This is a genomic window from Microbacterium sp. (assembly GCF_031988965.1).
Taxonomy (GTDB): Bacteria; Actinomycetota; Actinomycetes; order Actinomycetales; family Microbacteriaceae; genus Microbacterium.
Window position 1 is genome coordinate 47,216 of the sequence record NZ_DALZXX010000004.1, and the last position, 23,577, is coordinate 70,792.

At 68.7% G+C, this 23,577-nt stretch carries 16 protein-coding genes, 4 tRNA genes and 1 pseudogene; 10 read left to right on the top strand and 11 right to left on the bottom strand.

Going from position 1 to position 23,577, the window contains the following annotated elements; genetic code table 11:
- Positions 1–4 precede the first annotated feature (4 nt).
- Positions 5–574, top strand: a complete 570-nt coding sequence (locus RTM68_RS02900) for a type II toxin-antitoxin system PemK/MazF family toxin (RefSeq protein WP_312168063.1) — start codon at positions 5–7, stop codon at positions 572–574.
- On the opposite strand, the gene RTM68_RS02905 is transcribed toward RTM68_RS02900, so the two are convergent.
- Complete coding sequence (locus RTM68_RS02905) at positions 553–1,212, bottom strand: Pr6Pr family membrane protein (RefSeq protein ID WP_312168065.1); 660 nt, start codon at positions 1,210–1,212, stop codon at positions 553–555. The two genes, RTM68_RS02900 and RTM68_RS02905, sit on opposite strands and share 22 nt — an antisense overlap.
- A 96-nt stretch (positions 1,213–1,308) precedes the next feature.
- Between RTM68_RS02905 and RTM68_RS02910 the strand changes: the two genes are divergently transcribed.
- Positions 1,309–1,692 (top strand): SPW repeat protein, encoded by a 384-nt coding sequence (locus tag RTM68_RS02910; protein ID WP_312168067.1) that lies wholly within the window; start codon positions 1,309–1,311, stop codon positions 1,690–1,692.
- A gap of 46 nt (positions 1,693–1,738) precedes the next feature.
- On the opposite strand, the gene RTM68_RS02915 is transcribed toward RTM68_RS02910, so the two are convergent.
- Complete coding sequence (locus RTM68_RS02915; RefSeq protein WP_312168068.1) at positions 1,739–2,164, bottom strand: GIY-YIG nuclease family protein; 426 nt, start codon at positions 2,162–2,164, stop codon at positions 1,739–1,741.
- 119 nt (positions 2,165–2,283) lie between these two features.
- Between RTM68_RS02915 and RTM68_RS02920 the strand changes: the two genes are divergently transcribed.
- Together RTM68_RS02920 and RTM68_RS02925 are read left to right on the top strand one after the other, a co-directional pair.
- Complete coding sequence (locus RTM68_RS02920; protein WP_312168070.1) at positions 2,284–2,784, top strand: sigma-70 family RNA polymerase sigma factor; 501 nt, start codon at positions 2,284–2,286, stop codon at positions 2,782–2,784.
- Between the two features lie 105 nt (positions 2,785–2,889).
- Positions 2,890–3,273: a nuclear transport factor 2 family protein gene (locus RTM68_RS02925; protein ID WP_312168072.1), complete on the top strand. Its 384-nt coding sequence runs from the start codon at positions 2,890–2,892 to the stop codon at positions 3,271–3,273.
- Between the two features lie 54 nt (positions 3,274–3,327).
- Here RTM68_RS02925 and RTM68_RS02930 read toward each other — a convergent pair whose 3' ends face one another.
- The 6 genes from RTM68_RS02930 to RTM68_RS02955 all read right to left on the bottom strand — a co-directional run bounded on the left by RTM68_RS02930 (position 3,328) and on the right by RTM68_RS02955 (position 9,007).
- Positions 3,328–4,143 carry an ABC transporter ATP-binding protein gene (locus tag RTM68_RS02930; RefSeq protein ID WP_312168074.1) on the bottom strand — a complete coding sequence of 272 codons (816 nt, stop codon included), beginning with the start codon at positions 4,141–4,143 and terminating at the stop codon, positions 3,328–3,330.
- On the bottom strand, positions 4,140–5,207 hold the full coding sequence (locus RTM68_RS02935) for an iron chelate uptake ABC transporter family permease subunit (protein ID WP_312168076.1): 1,068 nt from the start codon (positions 5,205–5,207) through the stop codon (positions 4,140–4,142). Before RTM68_RS02935 ends, RTM68_RS02930 begins: the two co-directional genes overlap by 4 nt.
- Positions 5,204–6,232, bottom strand: a complete 1,029-nt coding sequence (locus RTM68_RS02940) for an iron chelate uptake ABC transporter family permease subunit (protein WP_312168077.1) — start codon at positions 6,230–6,232, stop codon at positions 5,204–5,206. The genes RTM68_RS02935 and RTM68_RS02940 overlap by 4 nt, the downstream gene beginning before the upstream one ends.
- A gap of 24 nt (positions 6,233–6,256) precedes the next feature.
- A complete protein-coding gene (locus RTM68_RS02945) occupies positions 6,257–7,147 on the bottom strand; it encodes a siderophore-interacting protein (protein ID WP_312168079.1) in 891 nt (296 codons plus the stop codon).
- Positions 7,144–8,109 (bottom strand): ABC transporter substrate-binding protein, encoded by a 966-nt coding sequence (locus tag RTM68_RS02950; protein WP_312168080.1) that lies wholly within the window; start codon positions 8,107–8,109, stop codon positions 7,144–7,146. The genes RTM68_RS02945 and RTM68_RS02950 overlap by 4 nt, the downstream gene beginning before the upstream one ends.
- 109 nt (positions 8,110–8,218) lie before the next feature.
- Entirely contained in the window at positions 8,219–9,007 is a 789-nt protein-coding gene (locus tag RTM68_RS02955) for an AraC family transcriptional regulator (RefSeq protein ID WP_312168081.1), read from the bottom strand.
- A 339-nt stretch (positions 9,008–9,346) separates the two neighbouring features.
- Between RTM68_RS02955 and RTM68_RS02960 the strand changes: the two genes are divergently transcribed.
- Together RTM68_RS02960 and RTM68_RS02965 are read left to right on the top strand one after the other, a co-directional pair.
- Complete coding sequence (locus RTM68_RS02960) at positions 9,347–9,865, top strand: hypothetical protein (RefSeq protein ID WP_312168083.1); 519 nt, start codon at positions 9,347–9,349, stop codon at positions 9,863–9,865.
- A gap of 27 nt (positions 9,866–9,892) precedes the next feature.
- Positions 9,893–11,002: an acyl-CoA desaturase gene (locus RTM68_RS02965; RefSeq protein WP_312168085.1), complete on the top strand. Its 1,110-nt coding sequence runs from the start codon at positions 9,893–9,895 to the stop codon at positions 11,000–11,002.
- Positions 11,003–11,053: 51 nt separating this feature from the next.
- Here RTM68_RS02965 and RTM68_RS02970 read toward each other — a convergent pair.
- Positions 11,054–11,126: transfer RNA gene (locus tag RTM68_RS02970), tRNA-Val, on the bottom strand.
- A 152-nt stretch (positions 11,127–11,278) separates the two neighbouring features.
- Here RTM68_RS02970 and RTM68_RS02975 point away from each other — a divergent pair.
- From RTM68_RS02975 to RTM68_RS02985, 3 genes are all read left to right on the top strand, one after another.
- A tRNA-Gly gene (locus RTM68_RS02975) sits at positions 11,279–11,351 on the top strand.
- Positions 11,352–11,404: 53 nt separating this feature from the next.
- A tRNA-Cys gene (locus RTM68_RS02980) sits at positions 11,405–11,475 on the top strand.
- A 26-nt stretch (positions 11,476–11,501) separates the two neighbouring features.
- Positions 11,502–11,573 (top strand) — tRNA-Val (locus RTM68_RS02985).
- Positions 11,574–11,717: 144 nt separating this feature from the next.
- Here RTM68_RS02985 and RTM68_RS02990 read toward each other — a convergent pair.
- Positions 11,718–12,794 carry a 2,3-butanediol dehydrogenase gene (locus tag RTM68_RS02990; protein WP_312168086.1) on the bottom strand — a complete coding sequence of 359 codons (1,077 nt, stop codon included), beginning with the start codon at positions 12,792–12,794 and terminating at the stop codon, positions 11,718–11,720.
- The gene (locus RTM68_RS02995; protein WP_312168087.1) at positions 12,791–13,342 is read right to left on the bottom strand and encodes a TetR/AcrR family transcriptional regulator; all 552 of its coding nucleotides are present in this window, start codon (positions 13,340–13,342) and stop codon (positions 12,791–12,793) included. The genes RTM68_RS02990 and RTM68_RS02995 overlap by 4 nt, the downstream gene beginning before the upstream one ends.
- 316 nt (positions 13,343–13,658) lie before the next feature.
- Here RTM68_RS02995 and RTM68_RS03000 point away from each other — a divergent pair.
- A pseudogene (locus tag RTM68_RS03000) lies at positions 13,659–23,577 on the top strand (hypothetical protein); the annotation flags it as partial.

A 23,577-nucleotide genomic window follows, 5' to 3' on the forward strand; every position in this document is an offset into this window, starting at 1 on the left:
CCGTGTGGCAAAGAGCAACGGCATCCTGACAAGACTCGTGGAGATCCTTCTCACAACACTGGGATCTGACCGGGCGTCTCGGACCTCACCAGGTGCGAGGCGCCCGGACGCGCGTCTGCGCACCTCCGAGGAGGTGCGCTCTTCGCCGTCGGCGACGGGGAGGGGCACGACGACGGAGCGCATCGACCCCGAGCGCATCACCAGGCTCCGCATCGACTACGCTCCCGTCCGTGACGGCGCCCCCGACGCGGGCGAGATCGTGTGGACCTGGGTTCCCTACGAAGAGGGCGACGGACGCGGCAAGGACAGGCCCGTGCTGGTGATCGGAAGGCAGTCCGCGGACCGGGTGTACGCGGTGCGGATGACGAGCAAGCCGCACGACCGCGATCGTGACTACCTGTCGATCGGATCCGGTGCCTGGGACTCGCAGGGACGCGAGTCCTGGGTCGACATCGAGCAGCTCTACAGCGTGCACGAGGCGGGACTGCGTCGTGAGGCCGCGGTCCTCGACCGTTCCCGCTACGGCCGTGTCGCGGCGGCTCTCGTCGGCCGCTATGGCTGGGCGACCGCCTGAGAGTCAGCGGACTCCGGAATCCGACGCGCCACCCGCACTCTGCTGAGGCCCCACACGAGGGCTGCCGAGGCGAGCAGGGTCGCCAGCAGCGCCACGACGGTGATCGCCAGCGTGAGCGTGCCTCTCTCCGGGAGAAGGAAACCGTAGGGCACCCACCCATCCGTCCGTCCCCGGAACAGGACGACGACGAGCCAGAGCAGGGGATAGGGCAGCACCGCCCAGAGGCTCCTCCAGGTCTGGGGTCCACGATCGGGGACGAACGCCCAGTCGATCAGGAGGAGCAGCGGCAGCGCCACATGCAGGATCGTGCTGACCCATGCGGGCGCGCTGCCCGTGCCGGGAACGATGAGGTTGTAGACGAGCGCCACGACGATCATGGATGCGACGGCCACCGCACGCGAGGTGACGAGCCACGCAGGCACGCGCCGTCGACGCAGCGCGAGCGTCCCGACGGTCATCATCACGATCGCGGTGAGCAGACTGGTGAGGTTCGTGAAGTACCCGAAGTAGTCGAAGAGGCTCGCCCCCTGGCGCGGGATGCCGATGACGTACGTGTAGAGCAGGATGCCGGTCACCGATGCTCCGACGACGACTCGCACGGTGGAGACGGTGCGGGATGGTGAGGGCGTCGACGTCATCGCTCCAGCGTACGAGGGAGCACTCGGCAATCCGTTTCGGCGAGCGCTGCGAACCATCTGTGAGTCGCAGCATGCGACGACACCACAGGAGGAATCATGCGTTTCATCCCCACCAAGGTCCACGGAATTCTCGACTACGTCGTCGGAGTCGCATTGATCGCTGCTCCGTGGCTGTTCGGCTTCGCGAGCATCGGCGGCCCTGCCGTCATCATCCCGATCGTGCTCGGCGTCGGACTCATCGTGTACAGCCTGTTCACCAAGTACGAATGGGGCCCCTTCGGGTTCATCCCGATGCCCGTCCACCTCGTCTTCGACATCGTCGCGAGCCTGTTCCTGGCACTGTCGCCCTGGATCTTCGGCTTCTCGACCGAGGCGCCGAACGTGTGGGTGCCGCACGTCGTCGTGGGTGTCGCCGTCATCATCGTCGTGCTGTTCTCGCAGCCGCAGCCCGCGAAGGTCAAGGCCACGGCCCGCGCCTGACGACAAGACCCTGAGGCCCCGCACGGTATCGGTCCCGTGCGGGGCCTCAGTTCTGCAGTGCGGCGCACACCCATCGTGAATAGAGCTGCCAGGGATTCCCCCCGGCGCGGACGTCGTCGATATGCGCGGACAGTCGGGGAGAGAGAGTGAACCATTCGCCGCCTTCGCGGATGTCGGCGAACTCCCGATGCCTCGCCTGTTCGATGTCACGGCCACCCCGCTCGAACGCGAGGAGTTCGTGATGACGGATGCTGGCAAGCCGCTGACGCGGCCTCCCGCTCGTTCCGATCTTGACCCGTCGGTCGTAGCGGATGTAGTAGACGACCTCGATCACCGGGCGCGGCAGATCGGGGTCAGGAGAGTCCCCGTAGCGCCATCCGCACCAGGAGCACACCAGTGCGGACCCGGCGCGTTCGCCGTCCGCGCGACCGCACAGGGCGCAGCGGCCGGGAAGCGGGATGCTCGTGTTCACGCTCGGCACGCTACCGGCAGCCTCCGACGTCGGGATCATCGCGTGCAGTCGCGACCCGCGGTGCGCCGATCGACGCCGCTAGCATGAGGCGGAGTGTCCGTATCGATGAGGGGACCCGAGTGAATCTCCATGCCGCAGCGATCGCGTCCGAGCGCCTCGATTCGATGCTGCGGTCGGATCCCGGTCGTCTGCGCCGGCGCAGCATCTCCCTCGGTGTGCCGATCGACGATGCGGACGATGCGGCTCAGAATGCGGCGCTTCGTGCGTGGCGGTCGCTCGGCTCTCTCCGCTCGGCCGATGCAGGGCCCATGTGCGCCTGGCTCGACACGATCGTGAGATCGACCGCCATCGACATGAGCAGGGCCCGCAAGGACGACCTCGGCGAGGTCATGTGCGAACGGTTGGCGTCCGGGCAGGACGTCGAGGCGGAGGCAGAGCTGCGCGATCGTCTCGAGGCTGCGTTCCGCGCGATCGACAGGCTCCCGGACGAGTTCCGTCAGCCCCTGCTGATGAGCGTCGTGGACGGCATGACGGCGCAGGAGATCGGGCAGGAGCTCGGCATCACCCCCGCTGCCGCTCGTCAGCGGGTCTCCCGCGCGCGCCGAGCGCTTCGCGGGTGATTGCGAACCCCAGTTCATAGGAATCGTTCCGTCACACCTGCTCCTCGCGTACGTCCTTCTCGATGGGCCGTGTCCTCGGTCCAGACGATGACGAAGGAATGAACCATGTCGAAGATCCCTGTCACCTCGCTCGATCAGCTCAACATCGCCTTCGCGGAGCGCTTCAATGCTCGAGACGTCGAGGGCCTGCTCGCCCTGAATGCTCCCGACGCCGTGTTCGTGCCCGCGCCGGGCCACCCCGTCACCGGGGATCAGACGATTCGGGCCGCCCTCGAGCAGTTCCTGGCTCTGGGCCTGCCGATCACGATGAGCGTGCGCCGGGTGTTCGAGGCGGGTGGCGTCGGACTCGCGGTCGCGGACTGGACGATCGAGGGCACCGGACCTGACGGCTCCGAGGTCATGCTGAGCGGCAGCACCGCCGATGTCGCGGTCCACGACGTCGAGCACGGGTGGCGCTACGCCGTCGACAACCCCTTCGGCACGGCCTGAGCATCGCTCCGGCGGCGGACGAGGCGGCTCGCCCGATCCGCCGCCGGCGCGCGCTCACCGGGGCACGATGAGCGGTGTGCCGGTGTGCGGATCGGCGATGACCGAGCAGGCCAATCCGAAGACCTCCTCGACGCGCTCCGAGGTCACGATCGACGCGGGGTCGCCGGACGCCACGATGCGGCCGTCGCGCATCATGATCATGTGGTCGGCGAACCGGGCGGCCTGGTTGAGGTCGTGCAGCACGGCGACGATCGTCCGCCCCTCCTCGTGCAGACGGTGGAACAGCCGCAGCAGGTCGTACTGGTGCGCGATGTCGAGGAAGGTCGTCGGCTCGTCGAGCAGCATGGTCGGCGATTCCTGGGCGAGCAGCATAGCGACCCACACCCGCTGGCGCTGCCCGCCGGAGAGCTCATCGACGAGGCGGCCGGCGAGCTCCGTCGTTCCTGTCGCCGCGAGTGCCGCGGCGACAGCGGACTGGTCGGCGTGGGACCACTGTCGAAGGATGGTCTGGTGCGGGTGGCGTCCCCGAGCCACCAGGTCGGACACGCGGATGCCGTCCGGAGCGATCGAGGTCTGCGGGAGCAGGCCGAGACGACGAGCGACCTCCTTCGTCGGGAACTCCGTGATCTCTCGTCCGTCGAGCAGGATCTGCCCGTGCTTCGGCCGCAGCAGCCTCGCGAAAGCACGCAGCAGGGTCGATTTCCCGCACGCATTGGGACCGACGACGACCGTGAACGACCCTGCGGGGATGTCGGCCTCGAGGTGCTCGGATACCACGCGTCCGTCGTAGCCGATCGTCAGGTCCCTGGCGCTGAGCCGTGGGGTTCCATCGGTCCGGACGAGCGGGGTGTGTGCGTCGATGAGTGTCATCGTCTTCTCGCTTCCTGAATGAGCAGCCAGACCAGGTACACGCCGCCGAGGCAGACCGTGACGATGCCGACGGGGATCTGGGTGGGCGCGAACAGCCGCTGCGCCAGCACGTCACTCGAGACCAGCAGGAGTGCGCCGACCGCGGCGGAAGCGGCCAGGGTGACACCCGCGGACCCCGTCAGCCGACGGGCGATCTGCGGTGCGGCCAGTGAGATGAACGCGATCGGGCCGGCCATCGCCGTCACGGATGCGGTCAGACCGACCCCGAGGACGATGAGGGCAAGCCGTGTTCCACCCGTGCGGACGCCCAGCGCAGACGCGGTGTCGTCGCCGAGCTCGAGCAGATGCATCCGATCGGCCAGCACCGCGACCGAGACGGCGATCGGGACGATCACGCATGTCGCGACGCCGACCTGCTCAGCGGTGATGAGGTTGAGTGATCCTGCCCCCCAGGCGCTCGCCAGCATCGCGATCCTGAGGTCGGCGTTGAGGATGATCCAGGTGTTCACCGACGCGAGCATCGATGCGACACCGATGCCGACGATGATGAGGCGGAATCCCGTGAAGCCGCGACGGAACGCGAGGAGATAGACAAGCAGAGCTGTCCCGGCTCCTCCGGCGAGCGCCGCCATGGCGGTCGAGACGGTGCTGACCCCCATCGTCGTGATCACGATCAGGGCCCCGGTGTACGCCCCCGCGTCGAATCCGATCACGTCGGGACTGCCCAGCGGGTTCCGGGTGAGTGACTGGAAGATCGCTCCTCCGACGCCGAGGGCGAGGCCGAAGACCAGTGCGGCGAGGACCCTCGGGAGCCGCCACTCGATGATCACCAGCTCGCCGCGCGGTTCGCCGAGTCCGAGAAGAGTCATGACGACTTCGGCGGGCGAGAACGGCGCGTCCCCGAGAGTCAGCGCGAAGACGCCGACGGCGCCGGCAGTCAGCAGCGCAGCGAGGGTCACGACTGTCGCACGCACTCCGATGCGGCGCGAGAAGACGCGGGACTGCGGAGCGAAGACGCGACGACCGGCATCGACCGGGGCGGGATTGGGCAGCAGCGCGGTCACAGCCCGCTCGCCTTCCGACGGCGCACGAGAGCGATGAGCACGGGAGCACCGATCAGGGCGGTGACGACCGACACGGGCAGCTCTCCGGTGGTCAGGACCAGACGGCCGACGATGTCTGCCGTGAGCAGGAGCAGGGGAGCGGCGAGCACCGTGCCCAGGAGGATCCACCCCTGGTGCGGTCCCACGAACCAGCGAACCGCGTGGGGGACCATCAGGCCGACGAAGGCGATGGGGCCGGCCGCCGCCGTGGCGGCACCGCAGAGCAGAGTCACGGCGATGATCGAGAGCAGCCGGGTGAGCACGACGCGCGATCCGAGCGCCGTGGCCAGGTCATCGCCGAGGGCCAGAGCGTTGAGTGACGGCGCGAGGCAGAAGGCGAGCACGAGTCCCAGGATCAGGAACGGCAGAACCGCGTACACGTCGGGTGTCAGGGCGCTCAGCGAACCGGCATTCCATGACCGCACCGAATCGAAGACGGCAGGGTTGAGCAGCCCGATCGCCGCGACCACCCCGCCCATCACGGCACCGAGGGCGACGCCCGACAGCGTCATGCGCATCGGATCGGGCGCGGTGCGCCCCGCGGAGCCGATCAGGTAGACGAGCACGGTCGCGATGATGGCGCCGGCGAACGAGAACCAGATGTATCCGCCGGCCGCGCTGACGCCGAAGAAGGCGACCCCGATGGTGACACCGAGGCTGGCGCCGGCGTTGACGCCGAGGATGCCCGGATCTGCGAGCGGGTTGCGGGTGAAGCCCTGGATCAGGGCGCCGGCGATGCCGAGAGCTGCGCCGACGGCGAGACCGATGAGAGTGCGCGGAATGCGCATGCCCTGCACGATCGCGCCCGGGTCTCCGGCGCCCGTGGTGAGACCGATCCAGACCTCGACGACGCTGATGCGCTGGGAGCCGAGGAAGATGCTGGCGATCGAGGCGAGCGCGAGCGCGACGGCGAGCAGGATCACGACCAGGCCCCGGCGCGTGGCCGAGACCCGGGTCGTCTGCTCCTCGATGAGATCTGAGGTCATGAGCGGATGATCATCGGCCCGGGGTCACAGACCCAGCTTCTCGAGCTCGGCCTCGTAGGCCTCTTCGATGTCCTCCGTGGGGCGGGTGTCGTCGTCCCACATCGCCCTCAGTCGAGCGTGCGTGCCGTCGTCGAGGGAGTCGTATCGCTCACGCCAGGCTTCGGCGTTCTCCGTCCAGTACCCGATCACCTTGTAGGCCGAGGCGGGCAGCTTGAGCTCGTGACGAAGAAGCTTGCGGACTCCACGGGTCGCCTTGGTCTCGCCGGCCACCCAGACGTAGCCGGGCCCGGTCGGGAGCTCCGACGCACGCAGGATCTCCTCGATGCGGGTCGGCGCATGGCCGTTTCCGCCGTGCACCCAGTGCAGCTCGACACCGTCGGCGGGAGAGAGTGACAATTCGTCGTCGGGTGTCGAGACCTCGAGCACGACGCGGGTGCGCACGCCCAGCGGTGCGTTCTCGGCCAGACGGGCGGCGGCAGGAAGCCCTGTCGCATCGGCGATGAGCAGCTGCCATTCGATGTCGGCGGGAGGGTCGTAGAGGCCTTTGGGTGTATTCACCCCCACGACGTCGCCGGGCTGCGCGTGCAGCGCCCATGCGGCCGCGACGCCGCCCTCGTGCACGACGAAATCGATCGTGAGCTCTCGGGTCGCCGCGTTCCAGTCGCGGACCGTGTAGGTGCGCATCGGGGCGGGCTCGACGCCCTCGGGGAAGTCCCAGTACCCGTCATCCGTGGGGAACGGAAGGTTCGGCTCGACCTGCCCGTCCACCGGGAAGAACACCCGGAAGTACTCGTCGCCGACGTCGGTCGAGACGAATCCCTCGAGACCGTCGCCGCCGAAGACGACGCGGACCATGCCGGGACTCAGGCGCTCGACGCGCTGGGCGACGATCCGGTGCACCAGGTTGACGCTCATCCGAGAAGCGCCTTCTCGACCACGGTCAGGAACGCATCCTGGCCGCTGGGGGAGCCGTAGATCATCTCGTAGTTGTAGGGGTGGTACGCGCCGTCCGAGACGAACGAGAGGTTCTGCCAGAGCTGGTTCTGCTGCAGCGCCGAGTCGTCTTCGATCCAGACGGTGCCGTCTTCGTTCGCGCCCGTGAAGACGACATCGACGCCTTCGAGCTGTCCGACCTGTTCGGGGCTGAGCTGGGTGTAGTCGTCGCTCGCGGGGAGGCCCTCGTCGGTGGCGTTCATGAGTTCGTGCATCTCGAGGCCGAGGTCTGCGAACACCAGGCACGGCACGCCGTAGCACGAGGTCGTGACCTGGCCTTCGAAGTAGCCGACGTCTGCGACGACGGGGTGGATGTCAGCGGCATCGAGGCGAGCACGGATGTCGGCGACGCGTGCCTCGTACTGGTCGACCCAGGCCTGCCACTGATCTTCGCGGCCGAGGTCCGCAGCCGCCTGCCCGACGACATCGCGCCAGTCGCCGCCGTCGAAGGCGTTGTACGTGTAGGTGGGGGCGATCTTCTGAAGCTTGCCGTCGAGATCCTCTTCGTAGCCGAGGCCGTTGAGGATGAAGTCGGGCTGGGCCTCGAGGACTGCTTCGAGGTTGAACTCGGGGAAGTTCCCGAACGTGTCGAGCCCCTCGAGCTCGTCCTGTGGGAAGAAGTCGGGGAATGCGGTGAAATCGTCGCGGATCGGCTGGGTGTCGGCGAGCTCGAAGCCGAGAGTGATGAGGATGTCGAGGTCGGTCGTGTAGAAACCGAGCGCGGACTGCGGGTCGGCAGGTACCTCGATGTCGGCGCCCGCGGGGGTGGTCAGCGTCACCGTCTCGGCCTTGTCGGACGAGCCTGCCGCGGTGGAGCCGGCGCAGGAGGTGAGAAAGAGGGCGGTCGCGGCGAGCGCGACGAGCGAGAGGGGAGTGGAGCGCATGGATCGTCTTCCAGAGGAGGGTTCGGGAGGCGCCAAGAAGGTTAGCTAAGGCTTGGCTTACCCAGTATGGAACGGCGAGATGTCGTCCAGACGCCAGTCGCTGTCGCGCTCAGGCCGACTTCCGCGTGGCGACGCTGCGCACGGACGCGAACTCTCCCGGAGTGCGGCCGAGCTCGCGTCGGAACGCCTGGACGAAGGCGCTCGGAGTCGAGTACCCGCAACGCCGGCTGACATAGGCCACGGTGTGATCTGCGGCGAGCCAGTCGATGGCCCGGCGCATGCGAGCCCGCGTGCGCCAGGTCGAGAAGCTCAGACCCGTCTCGGCCACGAAGAGCCGCGACAGGTTGCGAGCGCTGGCACCGACATGTCGGCCCCAGTCGTCGATCGAGCGGTCGTCGGCCGGCTCGGAGAGCAGGGCCTGCGCGACCTGTCGCGCCCTCGTGTCGAGCGGAAGGGGGAGGTCGATCGTCGATACCTCGACGGGCTCGAGCAGGCTGAGGGTCAGTTCTTCGGCGTGCCTCCGGGGCGACGGTGCGAGGTACGGAGCCGCCTCGAGGCGCTCGAGGACGACCCGAACGACCTCGGGGATGGCCACGGCGGTCGTCGCGGCGGCGATGGACGGCAGGTCCGCGTCGATGAAGGTGCAGCGGAAGGCTGTGCCGGGGGCGGCCGCGACGCGATGCTCGGTGCCTGCCGGTATCCACAGGCCCAAGGAGCCGGGAATGGCGAAGTAGCCGTCGGTCGTCTCGGCGGAGAGGGTCCCGCGAGCTCCCCACAGCAGTTCGTGTCGATCGTCGTGAGCGTGCGACTCCCACTCGACATGATCGGTGAGGTCGAACGAGTTCGTGTCGATGCGCCAGACGGCCGGTTCGTCGGTCGCGGGTCCGATCAGTGACATCGTCGACTCACCAGCCGTCTCGGGGGGAATGGGTTAGGAGACCCTAACCTATCAGGTGTGAGGCTTCGCGGAGGCACGGCACGATGGATAAACCACCAGCGTACGCCTGTGTATGGCAGGGCGCCACGGGGTGGTGCGGTGACGCTGGCGAGCGTACGGTGCCCGCAGAGCACGCGCCGGACAGGTCCATGGGGAACCTGTCGGAACGTGGCTCCGGTAGAGAGGTTCTCGGGCCGGTAGCGATACGCCCGTAGCGCGAGGACCTCTCCGCTGTGCGGGCCTGCGGATCCTGTCTCTCAGCCTGTGAACGCGCACAGCCAAGAGGCGTAACGTCAGCACATGAACGCACAATTGAAGATCGCGGGGCACGGCCCCGAACTGCTGGGTCTGGAATCCATTCTGATCGGCTCGCTCCCTGCGGCGCTGATGACCGACGAAGCCCCGGACCGCTACACCGTCGAAGCGGTGTTCACGCGCAAGACCGATCGCGACGAAGTCGCCGCGATCCAGGGCGGCGAGACTCGCGCCCACCTGTCCGCGAACGGGTTCCCGACCGTCGAGCTCCACGTCGCCGACCGTCGCCTCGAGATCGCGAACACCAACCTCGAGGAGCTCCGCGACGGCCTCGCCGCCGTGATCGCGGATCGCCTCGCCGACATCAGCGCGGGTCTCCAATCGGAACGAGACCTGGCTGCGATCCGATTCCAAGACGCCTCGGTGCGCGAGCAGCGCCGCGCAGCATCCGTGGTGGCTCTGGCCGAGTCGGTGAGCTTCGCGCGCCGCCCCGCGACAGCAGGCTCCGATGACGAGTCGCGCATCGAGGACTGGGTCGAAGAAGGTGGTGCCGTCCGCGCGTAGCGCGACGACACCGGAGGAGAGCTCATCATGGACGGCAACCGTCCGATCGTCCGCACTCGCCCGCGCGACACCGCGCGGGGAGGATCGAGTGCCTTCACCGAACTGGCGCAGCAGATCCGTGATCGCGGTCTGCTGCGTCGACGTTACGGCTACTACTGGACGAAGCTCATCGCAGCGCCGGTCGTGGTGGCCGCCTGCCTCGTCGCCTTCGTGTGGATCGGCGACACCTGGTGGCAGCTGTTCACCGCCGCTGTCCTCGCGATCGTCTTCACGCAGATCGCCTTCCTCGGCCATGACGCCGCCCACCGTCAGATCTTCGTGTCGGGGCGGTGGAACGACTGGATCAGCATCATCCTCGGCGATCTGCTCGTCGGCATGAGCTACGGCTGGTGGCAGCACAAGCACACCCGCCACCACGCGAATCCGAACAAGCTCGGCGCCGACCCCGACATCGAGCTTCCCGTGATCGCGGTGACCCCCGAGACGGCGGCGCGTCAGCGCGGTCGAGCGATCACCTGGATGCAGGCCCACCAGGGGCTGTTCTTCTTCCCGATCCTGCTTCTGGAAGGGCTCTCGCTGCATGCGTCGAGCGTGCGGAGAGTCGCCTCCCGAGGCCGACTCGAACGCAGGTGGGCGGAGATCAGCTTTCTCGCTGTCCGGATGATCGGCTATGTGGTGCTGGTGTTCCTCGTGCTGTCGCCCGGCATCGCGTTCGCGTTCCTCGGAGTGCAGCTCGGGCTCTTCGGCTTCTACATGGGAATCGCGTTCGCGCCGAACCACAAGGGGATGCCGGTGGTACCTCGCGACCTGACGTTGGACTTCCTTCGGCGTCAGGTGCTGATGAGCCGGAACGTGCAGGGGAGCCGGGTGCTCGACGTGGCGATGGGTGGTCTCAACTATCAGGTCGAACATCACCTTTTCCCGTCGATGCCGCGGCCGCATCTGCGACGAGCAGCCCCGATCGTCGCCGCCTACTGCACCGCGCACGACGTGAAGTACACGCAGGTCGGGTTGCTCGCGTCGTACGCGATCGTCGTCCGCTACATCAATCGGGTCGGTCTCGGGGAGCGCGATGTCTTCACCTGTCCGCTTGCGGAGCAGCGTGCAGCGATCGGCCCGGCGGCGTCGTCGCGGTGAACGGAAGAAGCCCCCGACCGAGCTATGTGCTCTGTCGGGGGCTTCTGGCTGTGGGCGATACCGGACTCGAACCGATGACCTCTTCCGTGTGAAGGAAGCGCGCTACCAACTGCGCCAATCGCCCATACCCGCGGGGTACGTCAACCGATACTACCCGACCCCTGAGCGGCTCGATGACCATTCGCGTGGACACGCGCGAGATTCGTTCCCGGTTTTGACAGTCGCCGTTCATCGGCTAATGTTTCATATGTGCCCGGGACAACAACCGGGAACAACGCGGATGTAGCGCAGTTGGTAGCGCACAACCTTGCCAAGGTTGGGGTCGCGAGTTCGAGTCTCGTCATCCGCTCAAGTGCAGGGGCCTTCTTCGGAGGGCCTTCAGCACGTGGGGTCAATCCACACGGTGGCGTGGCCGAGCGGCTAGGCACCGGCCTGCAAAGCCGTTTACACGGGTTCGAATCCCGTCGCCACCTCTCTGAAAACTGAACAGCCCACTTGGGCGCGATTGGCGCAGCGGTAGCGCGCTTCCCTGACACGGAAGAGGTCACTGGTTCGATCCCAGTATCGCGCACAGAAGAAAACCCCCGGTCTTCCGGGGGTTTTTTGTTGTACTGGCGGGTCGTCGGAGGTTGTCGCACGAGTCCGTGCCACGATCTCGACGGTGACGAACCGAGGGTCGAACGGACGCATCCGTTCGGCCCTCGGCCGTGTCATGTCAGCCGGCGTGCACGAGGATCTTGGCGCCGGCGCCGCCCCGCAGCGCGTGGATCGCGTCGACGACACCCTCGAGAGGGACTTCCTCCACCCAGCCGGTCGTGTCGTACACACCTCGGGACATGGCCTCGATCACGGCGTCGAAGTCCTCGGGCAGGTAGGCGAGGGCGCCGGTGATCTCCGTCTCGGCCATCACGAGGGTCGTCGGGAGGAAGTCCATCGGCCGTTCGTGAATGGCGACGATCACGACACGTCCTCCGGGTACGAGGTTCGCAAGTGACGAGGTGACGGCGGGGCCGGCACCCGCGGCGTCGAACGCGACATCGACGCCGTCCCCGCCGGAGATCTCCGCCACCGCGGCGGCGAGGTCCTGATTCACGGGATCGACGACGGTCGCGCCGAGTGCGGCGATGATGGCCCGACGCTCGGGACTCGGCTCCGAGACGAGAACCCTCTCGATGCCGCGCGCTTTGAGGGCGAACCACACCCCGATGCCGATCGGCCCCGCGCCCGCGATCAGGGCCGTGCCGCCGGCGGCGACGCCGCTGCGGGACACCGCGTGCCATGCGACCGACATTGGCTCGACCAGGGCGCCCATGCGCAGGTCGACGTTCTCGGGCAGCAGGTGGATCTTCGACGCATCGACGGTCGTGAACTCCGCCATCCCGCCGCCGTGCGAGCTCAGACCATGGAAGCCGATCTTCGCGCAGGCGTTGAACATGCCACGCCGGCACGCCGGGCACTCACCGCAGTAATAGATCGGCCACACCGCAACACGGTTGCCGACCGCGACGTCGGTCACGCCGTCTCCCAGTTCTGTGACGGTGCCGGAGAATTCGTGTCCGAGGATCTGGGGGAGCGTCGAACCGGTGACGGGGTGCGGGTGATCGAAATCGAGCCCCGCAGCCTCCGGCGAGTAGTACACGTGCAGGTCGGATCCGCAGATCCCGGCGAACGCGTTGCGGAGCTTGACCTGACCGGGCCCGGGGCTCGGCTCCGCGACCTCTTCGACACGCAGGTCCTCTTTCGCGTGGAACAGTGCGGCCTTCATCATCTTCTCCATTCCGGCGGCCGTCATCGCAGCCACCACTCCGGTGATGCCGCGAGGATCATCCTCACGGCGCTCTCGACATCGGAATCTCCGCTCCGCACCCACTCCTCGATGGCGCCGACAGTGCCTGCGGCGGCGTAGGAGACGGCGATCCTCATCGCGGAGGCATCGCCCGCGATGTCGACGGGCACGATGTGTGGGTGTAACTCAGCCCACACCAGGAGGCCGGAGCGGATGGATCCCTCGATCACTGCGCGGACAGGGGCGGCGAGAATCGGGTTCATCGCCCCGCGGTAGACGTCGGCGCACGCGAGCACGTGCGTGAGCAGCGCTCGTTCCGCGTCGCCGATCGCGTCGACGTCTGGAAGTCTCGCCATGATCTCGTCGATCTCGGCGGAGAGGGCGTCGGCGAGCAGGTCCTCCGGGTTCGCAGCATGTCTGTAGAACGTGTCGCGGGTGACCCCGGCCTCGAGGCATATCGCGGAGGCGGTCACCGTTGCGATCGGCATGCGTCCCGACAAAGCGATGACGGCCCGTCTGAGGCTCTCTCGCGAGCGCCGCGCTCGTGCGTCCATGCGCTCAGTGTATCGGACATGTGTCAGATAAAGCTGGCACGCGGTGGGATCCATCCCATCAGATCAAGACCTTCGTCCACACCGGATATGACGTTCGGACGGAAGTCCAGGTGAGGCGATATATCGCCCATGACGGGCGACGGAGAGGTGGCGACCGGCCCGCCTCTTCCGTCACACGCGCACCATTGTCACCAGCTGGAGGTTCTCGTAGGGTGGGTGCCACGCGGCTCCGATCATCGGGGGCGCGTGACTCTGAGGGGGGTCGGAGATGGTGCGGGGAGGTGCTCGGCGCGGATGGCGAAGGTCAGCCGTCGCCATGATCACCGCCGTCGCCGTCATCGCAGCCGGCTTCACACTCGGGGCTCCGCAGACGGCCGAGGCCGCGGTCGTGCAGTGGGGCACGAACTCCGGAACAGCGCCGAACTACCAGGCGAACGTCAACGGTGACTTCATCATGGCGGGCAACGGCGTCATGGCCTGCTCGGCGACCACCGCGACGACGAACGGCACCTGCGCGGATCTGCACGCGGCGTCGAGCACCAACGCGAACAACGTCAACGACAACTTCGTCATGACGCAGAGCAACTCCGTCGCGGGCTTCACCGCGAACTCCAGCAGCGCCACGATCACGGTGCCCGCCGGAGCGACCGTGGTCAAGGCTTTCCTGACATGGAGCGCGAACACCGGGGTCTACACCGGCGACAGTCGCGCTCTGTGCTCGCAATATTCCGCAGCTCGCGGCGTGGCGACCATGCCCTCGGGCAGCCCGACAGGCTACACATCGCGCGCCGTGCAGCTCAAGGTCGCGAACGCGGGCGTCACCAGTGTCGCGCCGCAGAGCATGCTGGTCGACCCCACCTCACAGGCGACCGCCCTCTACTACTCGGCGAGCGCCGACGTCACCTCCGCCTTCGCCTCGGTGCCCACGGGAACCGAGGTCTCGATCTCGGCCGGCAACATCTGGACTCCGACCGGCGCGGGCTGCTACGCCGGCTGGTCGATCAACGTCGTGTACGACTACGGCACGTTCATCCCCGACAACCCTGCGTCTGTGCCGCACAACATCATCTACTACGAGGGTCACGTGCGTCAGGGAGCAAACGACCCGGCGCTGACGGTCGCGTTCAACGGTTTCACCGCCGTCGCCGCCGGAACCCGTGCCGGGTTCACGCTGTTCGAGGGCGATCGCAACATCACGGGTGACTCCGCGGCGTACTCGCGCGGCGGTTCCACGACGTACACGGAGATACCGAACGCCGCGGGAGCGACCGGCAACATCGGCATCTCGCGCGCGGTCGGCTCGGTCAGATACACGGGCACGGCGGGGACGGCCTTCACGAACCAGAACGTCGATGTCGCGACGGTGCCCCTCTCGAACGTCGTCGCCGGAGACTCGACGGTGAATCTGCGACTCGGAACCGCCGGTGATTCGTACCTTCTGCGGAACGCGATGCTGTCGGTGCCGACCGCCGGCCTGCAGCTCCAGAAGACGTTCAACGGCACGGTCGACACGCAGTCGCGGACCGCAGGCGAGCTCGCGACCTTCGTGATCAGGATCACGAACACCGGTGCGGGAACGCTGCGCAACATCGTGATCACCGACGATCAGGCCGGGTGCGCGCGAAGCCTGGGGGCAGTGACTCTGGCGCCGCTCGAGTCGCGGGAGTTCACGTGCACCGCGACGGCGCCGTCGGCGACAGGATACGTGTCGACGGCGGAGGCGACCGCGCGCACCGTGGTCGGGGACTTCCTCGCTCAGGACAGCGACAGCACGACGGTGCTGCTCAGCGCCGTCACACTCACGAAGACGAGTGCGCTCGCGCCCGGGGGAACCGGCCGCGCCGGCGACGTCCTCATCTACACCTTCACGGTGACGAACACGGGGCAGTCGACGTTGAACGACATCGTGATCAGCGATCCACTGTCCGGATTGTCGGCGATCACCTTCGGAGCGTGGCCAGGCGCCGCGGGTGTGCTCACTCCGGGCCAATCCGTGACGGCGACGGCGTCGTACACGCTCAAGCAGAGCGACGTCGATGCGGGCTCGATCGCCAACACGGCGACGGTGAGCGCGGCCGATGACGACGGTGGCGCGAGGCCATCGGGCAATGCCAACCGCGTGACGCCGATCGCCGCCGCCGGGGCTCTGACGGTCACGAAGACCGGAGCGCTCGCGAGCGGTGCGACCGGACGTGTGGGCGATCGCATCAACTACACGTTCACGGTGCGCAACACGGGAAACGTCACGCTCGCCAACGCCTCTCTCGTCGATCCGCTCCCCGGCCTGTCTCCTCCGGTCATCACCTGGCCGACCGCGACCGCCGGGTCGCTGCCGGTGGGCCAGACGGCTACAGCCACCGGCTTCTACACCATCACTCAAGCCGACGTCGACGCAGGCAGCGTCCGCAACACCGCCACCGCCACCGCCCGGACGCCGGGTGGGGCCACCATCTCCGGATCTTCGCCTCAGGTCGCCGTTCCCACGATCGCGTCCGCCCCGGGCCTCACGACGACGAAGTCGGGTGCCATCACGCAGGGTGCGGGTGGCGTCGGGAGCACGATCACCTACTCCTTCACCGTCCGGAACTCCGGGAACACGACACTCACGTCGGTCGGGATCACGGACCCGCTTCCCGGGCTCTCCCCACTGGCATACACCTGGCCGGGGACAGCCGGGACTCTCGCTCCGGGGCAGTCCGCGACGGCGAGCGCGACCTACTCGATCACGCAGGCCGACGTCGACGCGGGAGCGGTCAGGAACACGGCGACCGGAACCGCGCAGACGCCCGCAGGGGCGACGCTGAACGTCCCGAGCAGCCAGTCGGTCGTCTCGACCGCCGCATCGAATCCCGCCGTCTCGCTGACGAAGACCGGGGCGATGGCCCCCGGAAGCACCGGTAAGGCCGGAGACATCGTCACCTACACGTTCCGGCTCGCGAACACCGGCAACGTGACCCTGACGGATGCGCGCATCGCCGACCCGCTCTCAGGACTCTCCGCGCTGACCTACACGTGGCCGGGGGCGGCAGGCGTGCTCGCCCCTGGGCAGGCGGTCACGGCGGTGGCGACATACACGCTGAAGCAGGCGGACGTGGATGCCGGGGCGGTGGCGAACACCGCGACCGCCTCGGCCGCACCGCCGAGTGGCGCGCGAGTGACCCAGACGCGATCCTTCACTCTGCCGGTCACCCCGGCGGGCGCCCTGACGGTGCTGAAGTCGGGGACGGTCACAGCCGGTGCCGGTGGCGTGGGAAGCACTGTCACCTACACCTTCTCGGCGACGAACAACGGCAACGTCACCCTGTCGCAGGTCGCGATCGCCGACCCGCTGCCCGGGCTCTCGGCAGTGACATACACATGGCCTGGCACGGCCGGAACGCTCGCGCCGGGTCAGACGGTTCAGGGGCAGGCGACCTACTCGATCCGGCAATCCGACGTGGACGCGGGCGCCGTGACCAACACCGCGTCGGCATCAGCCCGCACGCCCGGTGGAGCGGCAGTGTCCGGGAGCTCGCCCACGACCCGCGTCGCCACGGTCGCCGCGTCGCCGGCCAGTGCCACGACGAAGTCGGCCACGGTCTCGGGGACTGCTGCGGTCGGCGATGTCGTCACGTACACCGTGCGCACGACGAACACCGGAAACGTGACGCTCACCGGGGTCGCGGTCACCGACACGCTCGCCGGGCTCTCGTCGTTCACGTACACCTGGCCCGGCACGGCGGGAACCCTCGCACCGGGGCAGACGGTCACGGCCGTCGCCACGTACACGATCAAGCAGGCAGACGTGAACGCGGGATCCGTGCGGAACGTCGCCTCGTCGAGCGCCGCATACGGGGCGACCCCGGTGACGAGCACCTCCGGAACGATCACGACGAACACCGTCCCGGCCTCTGCGGGAATCGTCACCACGAAGGCCGGTGCGCTCCAGAGCGGAGCATCCGGTCGTGCCGGTGACACGATCATCTGGACGATCACGCTCCGCAACTCCGGCAACGTCACGCTCAGCGGGGTCACTGCAGCCGATTCTCTGCCGGGGATCTCGGTTCCCACGTATGGCACGTGGCCGAGCGGCACCACCGGCGTGCTGCAGCCGGGACAGACCGTGACCGCCACGGCGACCTCGACGATCGCGCAGAGCGACGTGAACGGGGGAGCCGTGAGCAACACGGCGACCGGATCGGGCGCGCCGCCCACCGGCGCCCGCGTATCGAGCACCGCGCCCGCCACAGTCTCCCTCGCCTCGGCGCCCGGGATCGTCCTGACGAAGACCGGCGCGGTGACCACCGGCAACGGCTCGGTGGGCAGCACGGTCACGTACTCGTTCTCGGCGCAGAACACGGGCAACGTCACGCTGACCGGCGTGGCGATCAACGACCCGCACGCCGGTCTCTCGGCCCTGACCTACACATGGCCCGGCGCCGCGGGCACGCTGCAGCCGAACCAGACGGTGACCGCCACCGCGACCTACACGATCCGTCAATCCGACGTCGACGCGGGCGCGGCCAGGAACACGGCGACCGTCGCGGGTACGCCACCGACCGGACCGGCGATCTCGGCGTCGTCGGGAGAGGTCACGGTCGCCACGGTGGCCGCTGCGCCGGGCATCTCGGTCACGAAGTCGGCCGCCGGCGGCGGGGGCGGCGTCGGCAGCGTCATCACCTACACCTTCCGCGCCAGCAACACGGGCAACGTCACGCTCACCGGCGTCGGCATCGCCGACCCGCTCGCCGGGTTGAGCGCACTCGACTATCAGTGGCCGGGCGCATCCGGCACGCTCTCGCCCGGCCAGTCGGTCGTGGCTACCGCGACCTACACCGTCACCCAAGCGGATGTGAACGCAGGCGCCGTCACGAACAACGCGAGCGCCTCGGGCACCGGCGGCGGAACGACCGTCACCGCCGGATCCGGAGCCATCACGACACCGACCGCCGGTATCGCTCCGTCGATCGCCGTCACCAAGGTCGGAACACTGTCGGGTGCGGGAGTCGCAGGCGACACCGTGAGCTATGCCTTCACCGTGCGGAACTCCGGCAACGTCACGCTCACCGGTGTCTCACTCGTCGACCCCCTGCTGGGGGCGACACCCGTGACGCTCACGGGCTGGGCCGGAGCGGCCGGCACTCTGCAGCCCGGGCAGAGCGTCACCGGTACGGCGACCTACACGGTCACGCAGACCGATGCGGATGCCGGTTCGGTCGTCAACACGGCGACGGCGACCGGAACCCCACCGCGCGGCGCGTCGGTGTCGGGTACCGGCCCGTCGACGGTGCGCATCGCGCCGGTGCCGGCGATGACGGTGTCGAAGAGCGGGTCCATCACGTCGGGCGACGGAGGCGTGGGAAGCACCGCGACGTTCGCCTTCACGATTCGCAACTCGGGCAACGTCACGCTGACCGGCGTCACCCTGACGGACAACCTCGCGGGCCTCAGCGCGCCGACGATCACCTGGCCCGGGTCTCCCAACACTCTGGCACCGGGCCAGACCGCCTCGGGTACGGCCACCTACACAGTGCGCCAGAGCGACGTCGATGCCGGATCGGTGCGCAACACCGCTTCGGTGAGTGGCAGGCCCCCAACCGGAGCCGTCATCAGCGCATCGTCCGCGGAGGCCGTGGTCGCGACAACGGCCGCCGCACCGAGGCTCGCCGTGACCAAGAGCGCCACCGCCGGCTCCGGCAACCGCGTGGGCGATGTGGTCACTTACAGCATCCGCGCGGAGAACATCGGCAATCAGACTCTGACAGGCGTGACGGTGCGGGATCCCCTTCCCGGGCTGTCGGCGCTGTCCGTCACCTGGCCCGGTGCCGCGGGAGTGCTTGCTCCCGGGCAGGTGGCGACGGCGCGCGGCACCTACGTCATCACGCAGGCCGACGTGAACGACGGGTCGATCCGCAACCGGGCTTCGGCATCGGCGACGGCGCCGGGTGGTGTCGCGGTCGACGGATCGTCCGCGGAGGTCGTGACGCCGACTGTCGCAGGCGCGCCTCGCCTCACGCTCGACAAGACGGCGGCGCTGTCGCCGGGCGCGACCGGACGAGCGGGCGACGTGGTCACCTACAGCTTCGCCGTGCGCAACGCCGGAAACGTCACACTGACCGGTGTGGGCATCGCCGACCCCTTGCCAGGGCTCTCACCCCTCGCGTACTCGGCATGGCCCGGTGCGGAGGGCACGCTCCAGCCCGGTCAGAGTGTGACGGCCACGGCGACGCGCGTGCTGACGCAATCGGATGTGGATTCCGGGTCCGTGGCGAACACCGCGACGACGAGTGGAACACCGCCCACGGGGGCAGCGGTGCAGGCGACGGCTGCAGCCACGCTGCCGCTCACGGCCGGACCGGCCCTGACCCTGGGCAAGACCGGTGCGTACACGCAGGGCACGGGTGCGGTGGGCAGCGTCATCACCTACGGCTTCACCGCTCGGAACTCGGGCAACGTCACACTCACCGGCGTCGCGATCACCGACCCGCATTCAGGCCTCAGCGCGATCGCGACGACCTGGCCGGGCGCCACGGGCACCCTCGCGCCGGGTCAGCAGGTCACGGGAACAGCGACCTACACCGTGACACAGTCCGATGTCGACGCGGGAAGCGTGAACAATGCCGCCCGCGTCACCGGGAACGCTCCGTCCGGGGCGACGGCGGCGGCAGTGTCTCCGACAGTGACACTCGCCACGGTGCCGGCGGGACCGGGTATCTCGACGGTGAAGTCCGCGGCGGTGCGTGGAGCGGGGAACGTCGGCGACGTGATCGACTACACGGTCCGTGTCACGAACACCGGCAACGTCACGCTCCGCAGCGTCGTCGTCACCGATCCGCTGGTGGGTCTGACGCCGTTCGAGTACACGTGGCCCGGCGAGACCGGGACTCTCGCCCCAGGGGAGCAGGTGGTCGCGAGGGCGAGCCACACGGTGACGCAGCCGGACGTCGATGCGGGCGTCGTCACGAACGTGGCGACGGGAAGCGCCGTCGCGCCGAGCGGTGTCCCCGTCAGCGCGGCCTCGGGCACCGTCTCCACCTCGACGGTGGCGGGAGACCCCCGCCTGCAGGTGACGAAGACCGGGGCGCTTCCCGCAGGGGCGACCGGGGTGGCGGACGAGACGATCACCTGGACCGTGACGATACGCAACGCCGGCAATGTCACGCTGTCCGGCGTCTCCGCGACGGACTCCCTGCCGGGCATCAGCGAGCTCGCCTACGGCGCGTGGCCGACGGGCGCAGCGGGCGTGCTCCCGCCGGGCACCGCCGTGACGGCGACGGCCACCTCGCGCGTGCTGCAGACCGACGTCGACGCCGGTTCCGTCTCGAATGCCGCGACCGCGACCGGAGCCCCCTCCGTGGGGCAGCCCACCACGGCGACGGGGTCCGGTACAGTGCCGCTGAGCTCCGCGCCGGCGCTGAGCATCCAGAAGAGTGGTGCCTACACGACGGGATCCGGAGCGATCGGGTCCAGGATCACGTATACCTACACGGTGCGCAACGCCGGCAACGTGACGCTCACGGGCGTGTCCGTCAGCGACCCGCACAGCGGACTCTCCGCCATCAGCTACGGCGGCTGGCCCTCAGGCGCAGCAGGCACTCTGGCGCCCAACCAGGTCGTCACGGCGACAGCCACCTATGTCGTGCGGCAGACCGACGTGAACGCCGGATCGATCACGGATGTCGCCGCGGTGTCCGGCCGACCTCCCACCGGTGCCGCTGTCTCCGCGTCGTCCCAGCCCGTCGTGCTCGCCACGGATGCGGCGGCACCGTCGATCATCACCACGAAGACGGCCTCGGTGGGCGGCAGCGGACAACTGGGCGACCTGATCACCTACACCCTGCGTGCGAGCAACACCGGCAACGTCACCCTCACCGGCGTTGCGCTGTCGGACCCCGCCCCCGGACTCAGCCCGCTCGCGTACGGTCCGTGGCCGGGCGCGAACGGCACCCTGCAGCCCGGCGAGTCGGTGGTGGCCACGACCACGCACCGCATCACGCAGGCCGACCTCGACGCGGGATCCGTCACGAACACCGCGAGTTCGACCGGCACACCACCGACCGGGCCGGCAGTCACCGATCCCTCCGACACGGTGACCACGCCGACCGCGGCGCAGACTCCGGACATCGAGGTCACGAAGACGGGGACCCTCACCGGCGGTGCGGTCGCACGCGCCGGCGACATCGTCACGTACTCGTTCTCGCTGCGCAACACCGGCAACGTCACGCTCACCGGTGTCTCGCTGGCCGACCCCGAAGACGGGGTCTCGCCGCTGAGCTTCACCTGGCCGGGGGCGGAGGGCGTGCTGGCGCCGAATCAGGTGGTGACAGCCACTGCGACCTACACGCTCGCGCAGGCGGACATCGACACCGGAGCGATCAGCAACGTCGTCACCGGACAGGCCACCGGACCTGGTGGAGTGCCTGTCACCGAGCAGGCCGATGTCACCGTGCCGATCACGCAGTCGGGATCGGTGTCGGTGTCGAAGACGGGCACCGTGCTCGGATCGGGTCTTGCAGGTGACACGATCCGCTTCGACTTCACGATCGGCAACACGGGCAACGTCACGCTGACGGATGTCGCGCTTGACGAGGCGATCGACGGCCTGGAGCCGGTCGTCGACTGGCCGGATGACGACGCGCCCGGTGTGCTCGCCCCCGGCGCTCAGGCCACCGCCGAGGCCTTCTACGTCATCACGCAGGCCGACGTGAACGCCGGCCGACGGACGAACTCCGTGACCGTGACGGCAGCCGCACCCGCAGGCGCGATCGATCCGGTGGTGGCGACGGCGGACGTCGCGACCGGCGAGCAGCGCGCACAGCTGGTGATCAGTCAGACCGCGCCGCCGCAGGCCGCACTCGGTGAGACAGTCACATTCACCTACGTCGTGCGCAACACCGGCACGGTGTCGGTCGACGGCATCGACGCGATCGGAAACACCTTCCCGGGCATCTCGGGAGCTGCGTTCGATTGGGCGGGCGGAACACCCGGCTCCCTCGACCCGGGGCAGTCGGTCACGGCGACCGCCACGATCGTGGTCACCCAGCAGCATGTCGACGCAGGCTCGATTCCGAACACGGCATCCGTCTCCGGCGTCTCGCGCGTCGCCGATCCCGTTCCGGTATCCGCGACCTCGCAGGCCGTGACCGTGGCGATGCCGACCGCACGCCCCGCGGTTGCGGTGACCGATTCCGGATCCGTCCCGGCCGGAGCGGCCGCGGGCGACACCGTGACATGGGCCTACACGCTCACGAACACCGGAAACGTGACGCTCACGGGGGCCGCTCTCTCCGACGCTCTCCCCGGGACGAGCGAGCCGGTGTACGACTGGCAGGGCCCTGCGGGTGTGCTGGCTCCCGGTGGATCCGTCACCGCGAGCGCGACGACGGTGCTCACCCAGGCGGATGTCGACGCCGGTTCGATCATCAGCGTCGTCACGGGTCGCGGCACCGCTCCGTCGGGCGCTGTCGTCACAGCCACGCAGCCGGCCGCCGTCCCCGTCGATCAGACCTCGGCTCTGACGCTCGAGAAGTCCGCGTCGAAGTCCGCGGACCTCGTGGTCGGCGACGTGGTCGAGTTCACCTTCGACGTCGTCAACACGGGGACGGTCACCGTCGACCGGATCGCGGTCACCGATCCGCTGCCCGGCCTGTCGGAGATCACGTTCGACGGGTGGCCCGCAGCCGCCGGCGAGCTCGCCCCGGACGAGTCCGCGACGGCCCGGGCGTCGTATACGGTCACCCAGGCCGACGTCGACCGTGGCGGCATCCGGAACGATGCGACGGTGACGGGTGTGACGCCCGCTGACGAGGCGACGACCGCCTCGGACACGATCGTCATCACGACTCGCACCCGGACTCCCGCACTCGACCTGACCAAGATCGACACGCTGGTGGGCGACGGTCGGCTCGGCGACTCCATCGAGTACTCGTTCGTGATCGAGAACACCGGGAACACGAGCGTGCTCGACGTCGCCATCGCCGATGACCTGGAGGGCCTCTCCGGCATCTCCTACGGCACGTGGCCGAGTGGCGAGACCGGAGTGCTCCGGCCGGGGCAGCAGGTGACCGCCTCTGCTCGGTACACCCTCACCCAGGCCGATGTGGATGCCGGCGAGGTGCAGAACAGTGCGGTGGCGAGCGGCGTCGCGACGAACGAGGCGAACGTCTCGTCCGTCTCGGCTGACGTGACCACGGAGCTCGCGGAGACCACGCCCGACATCACAGCGACCAAGAGCGGGGCCCTGGCAGCCGCATCCA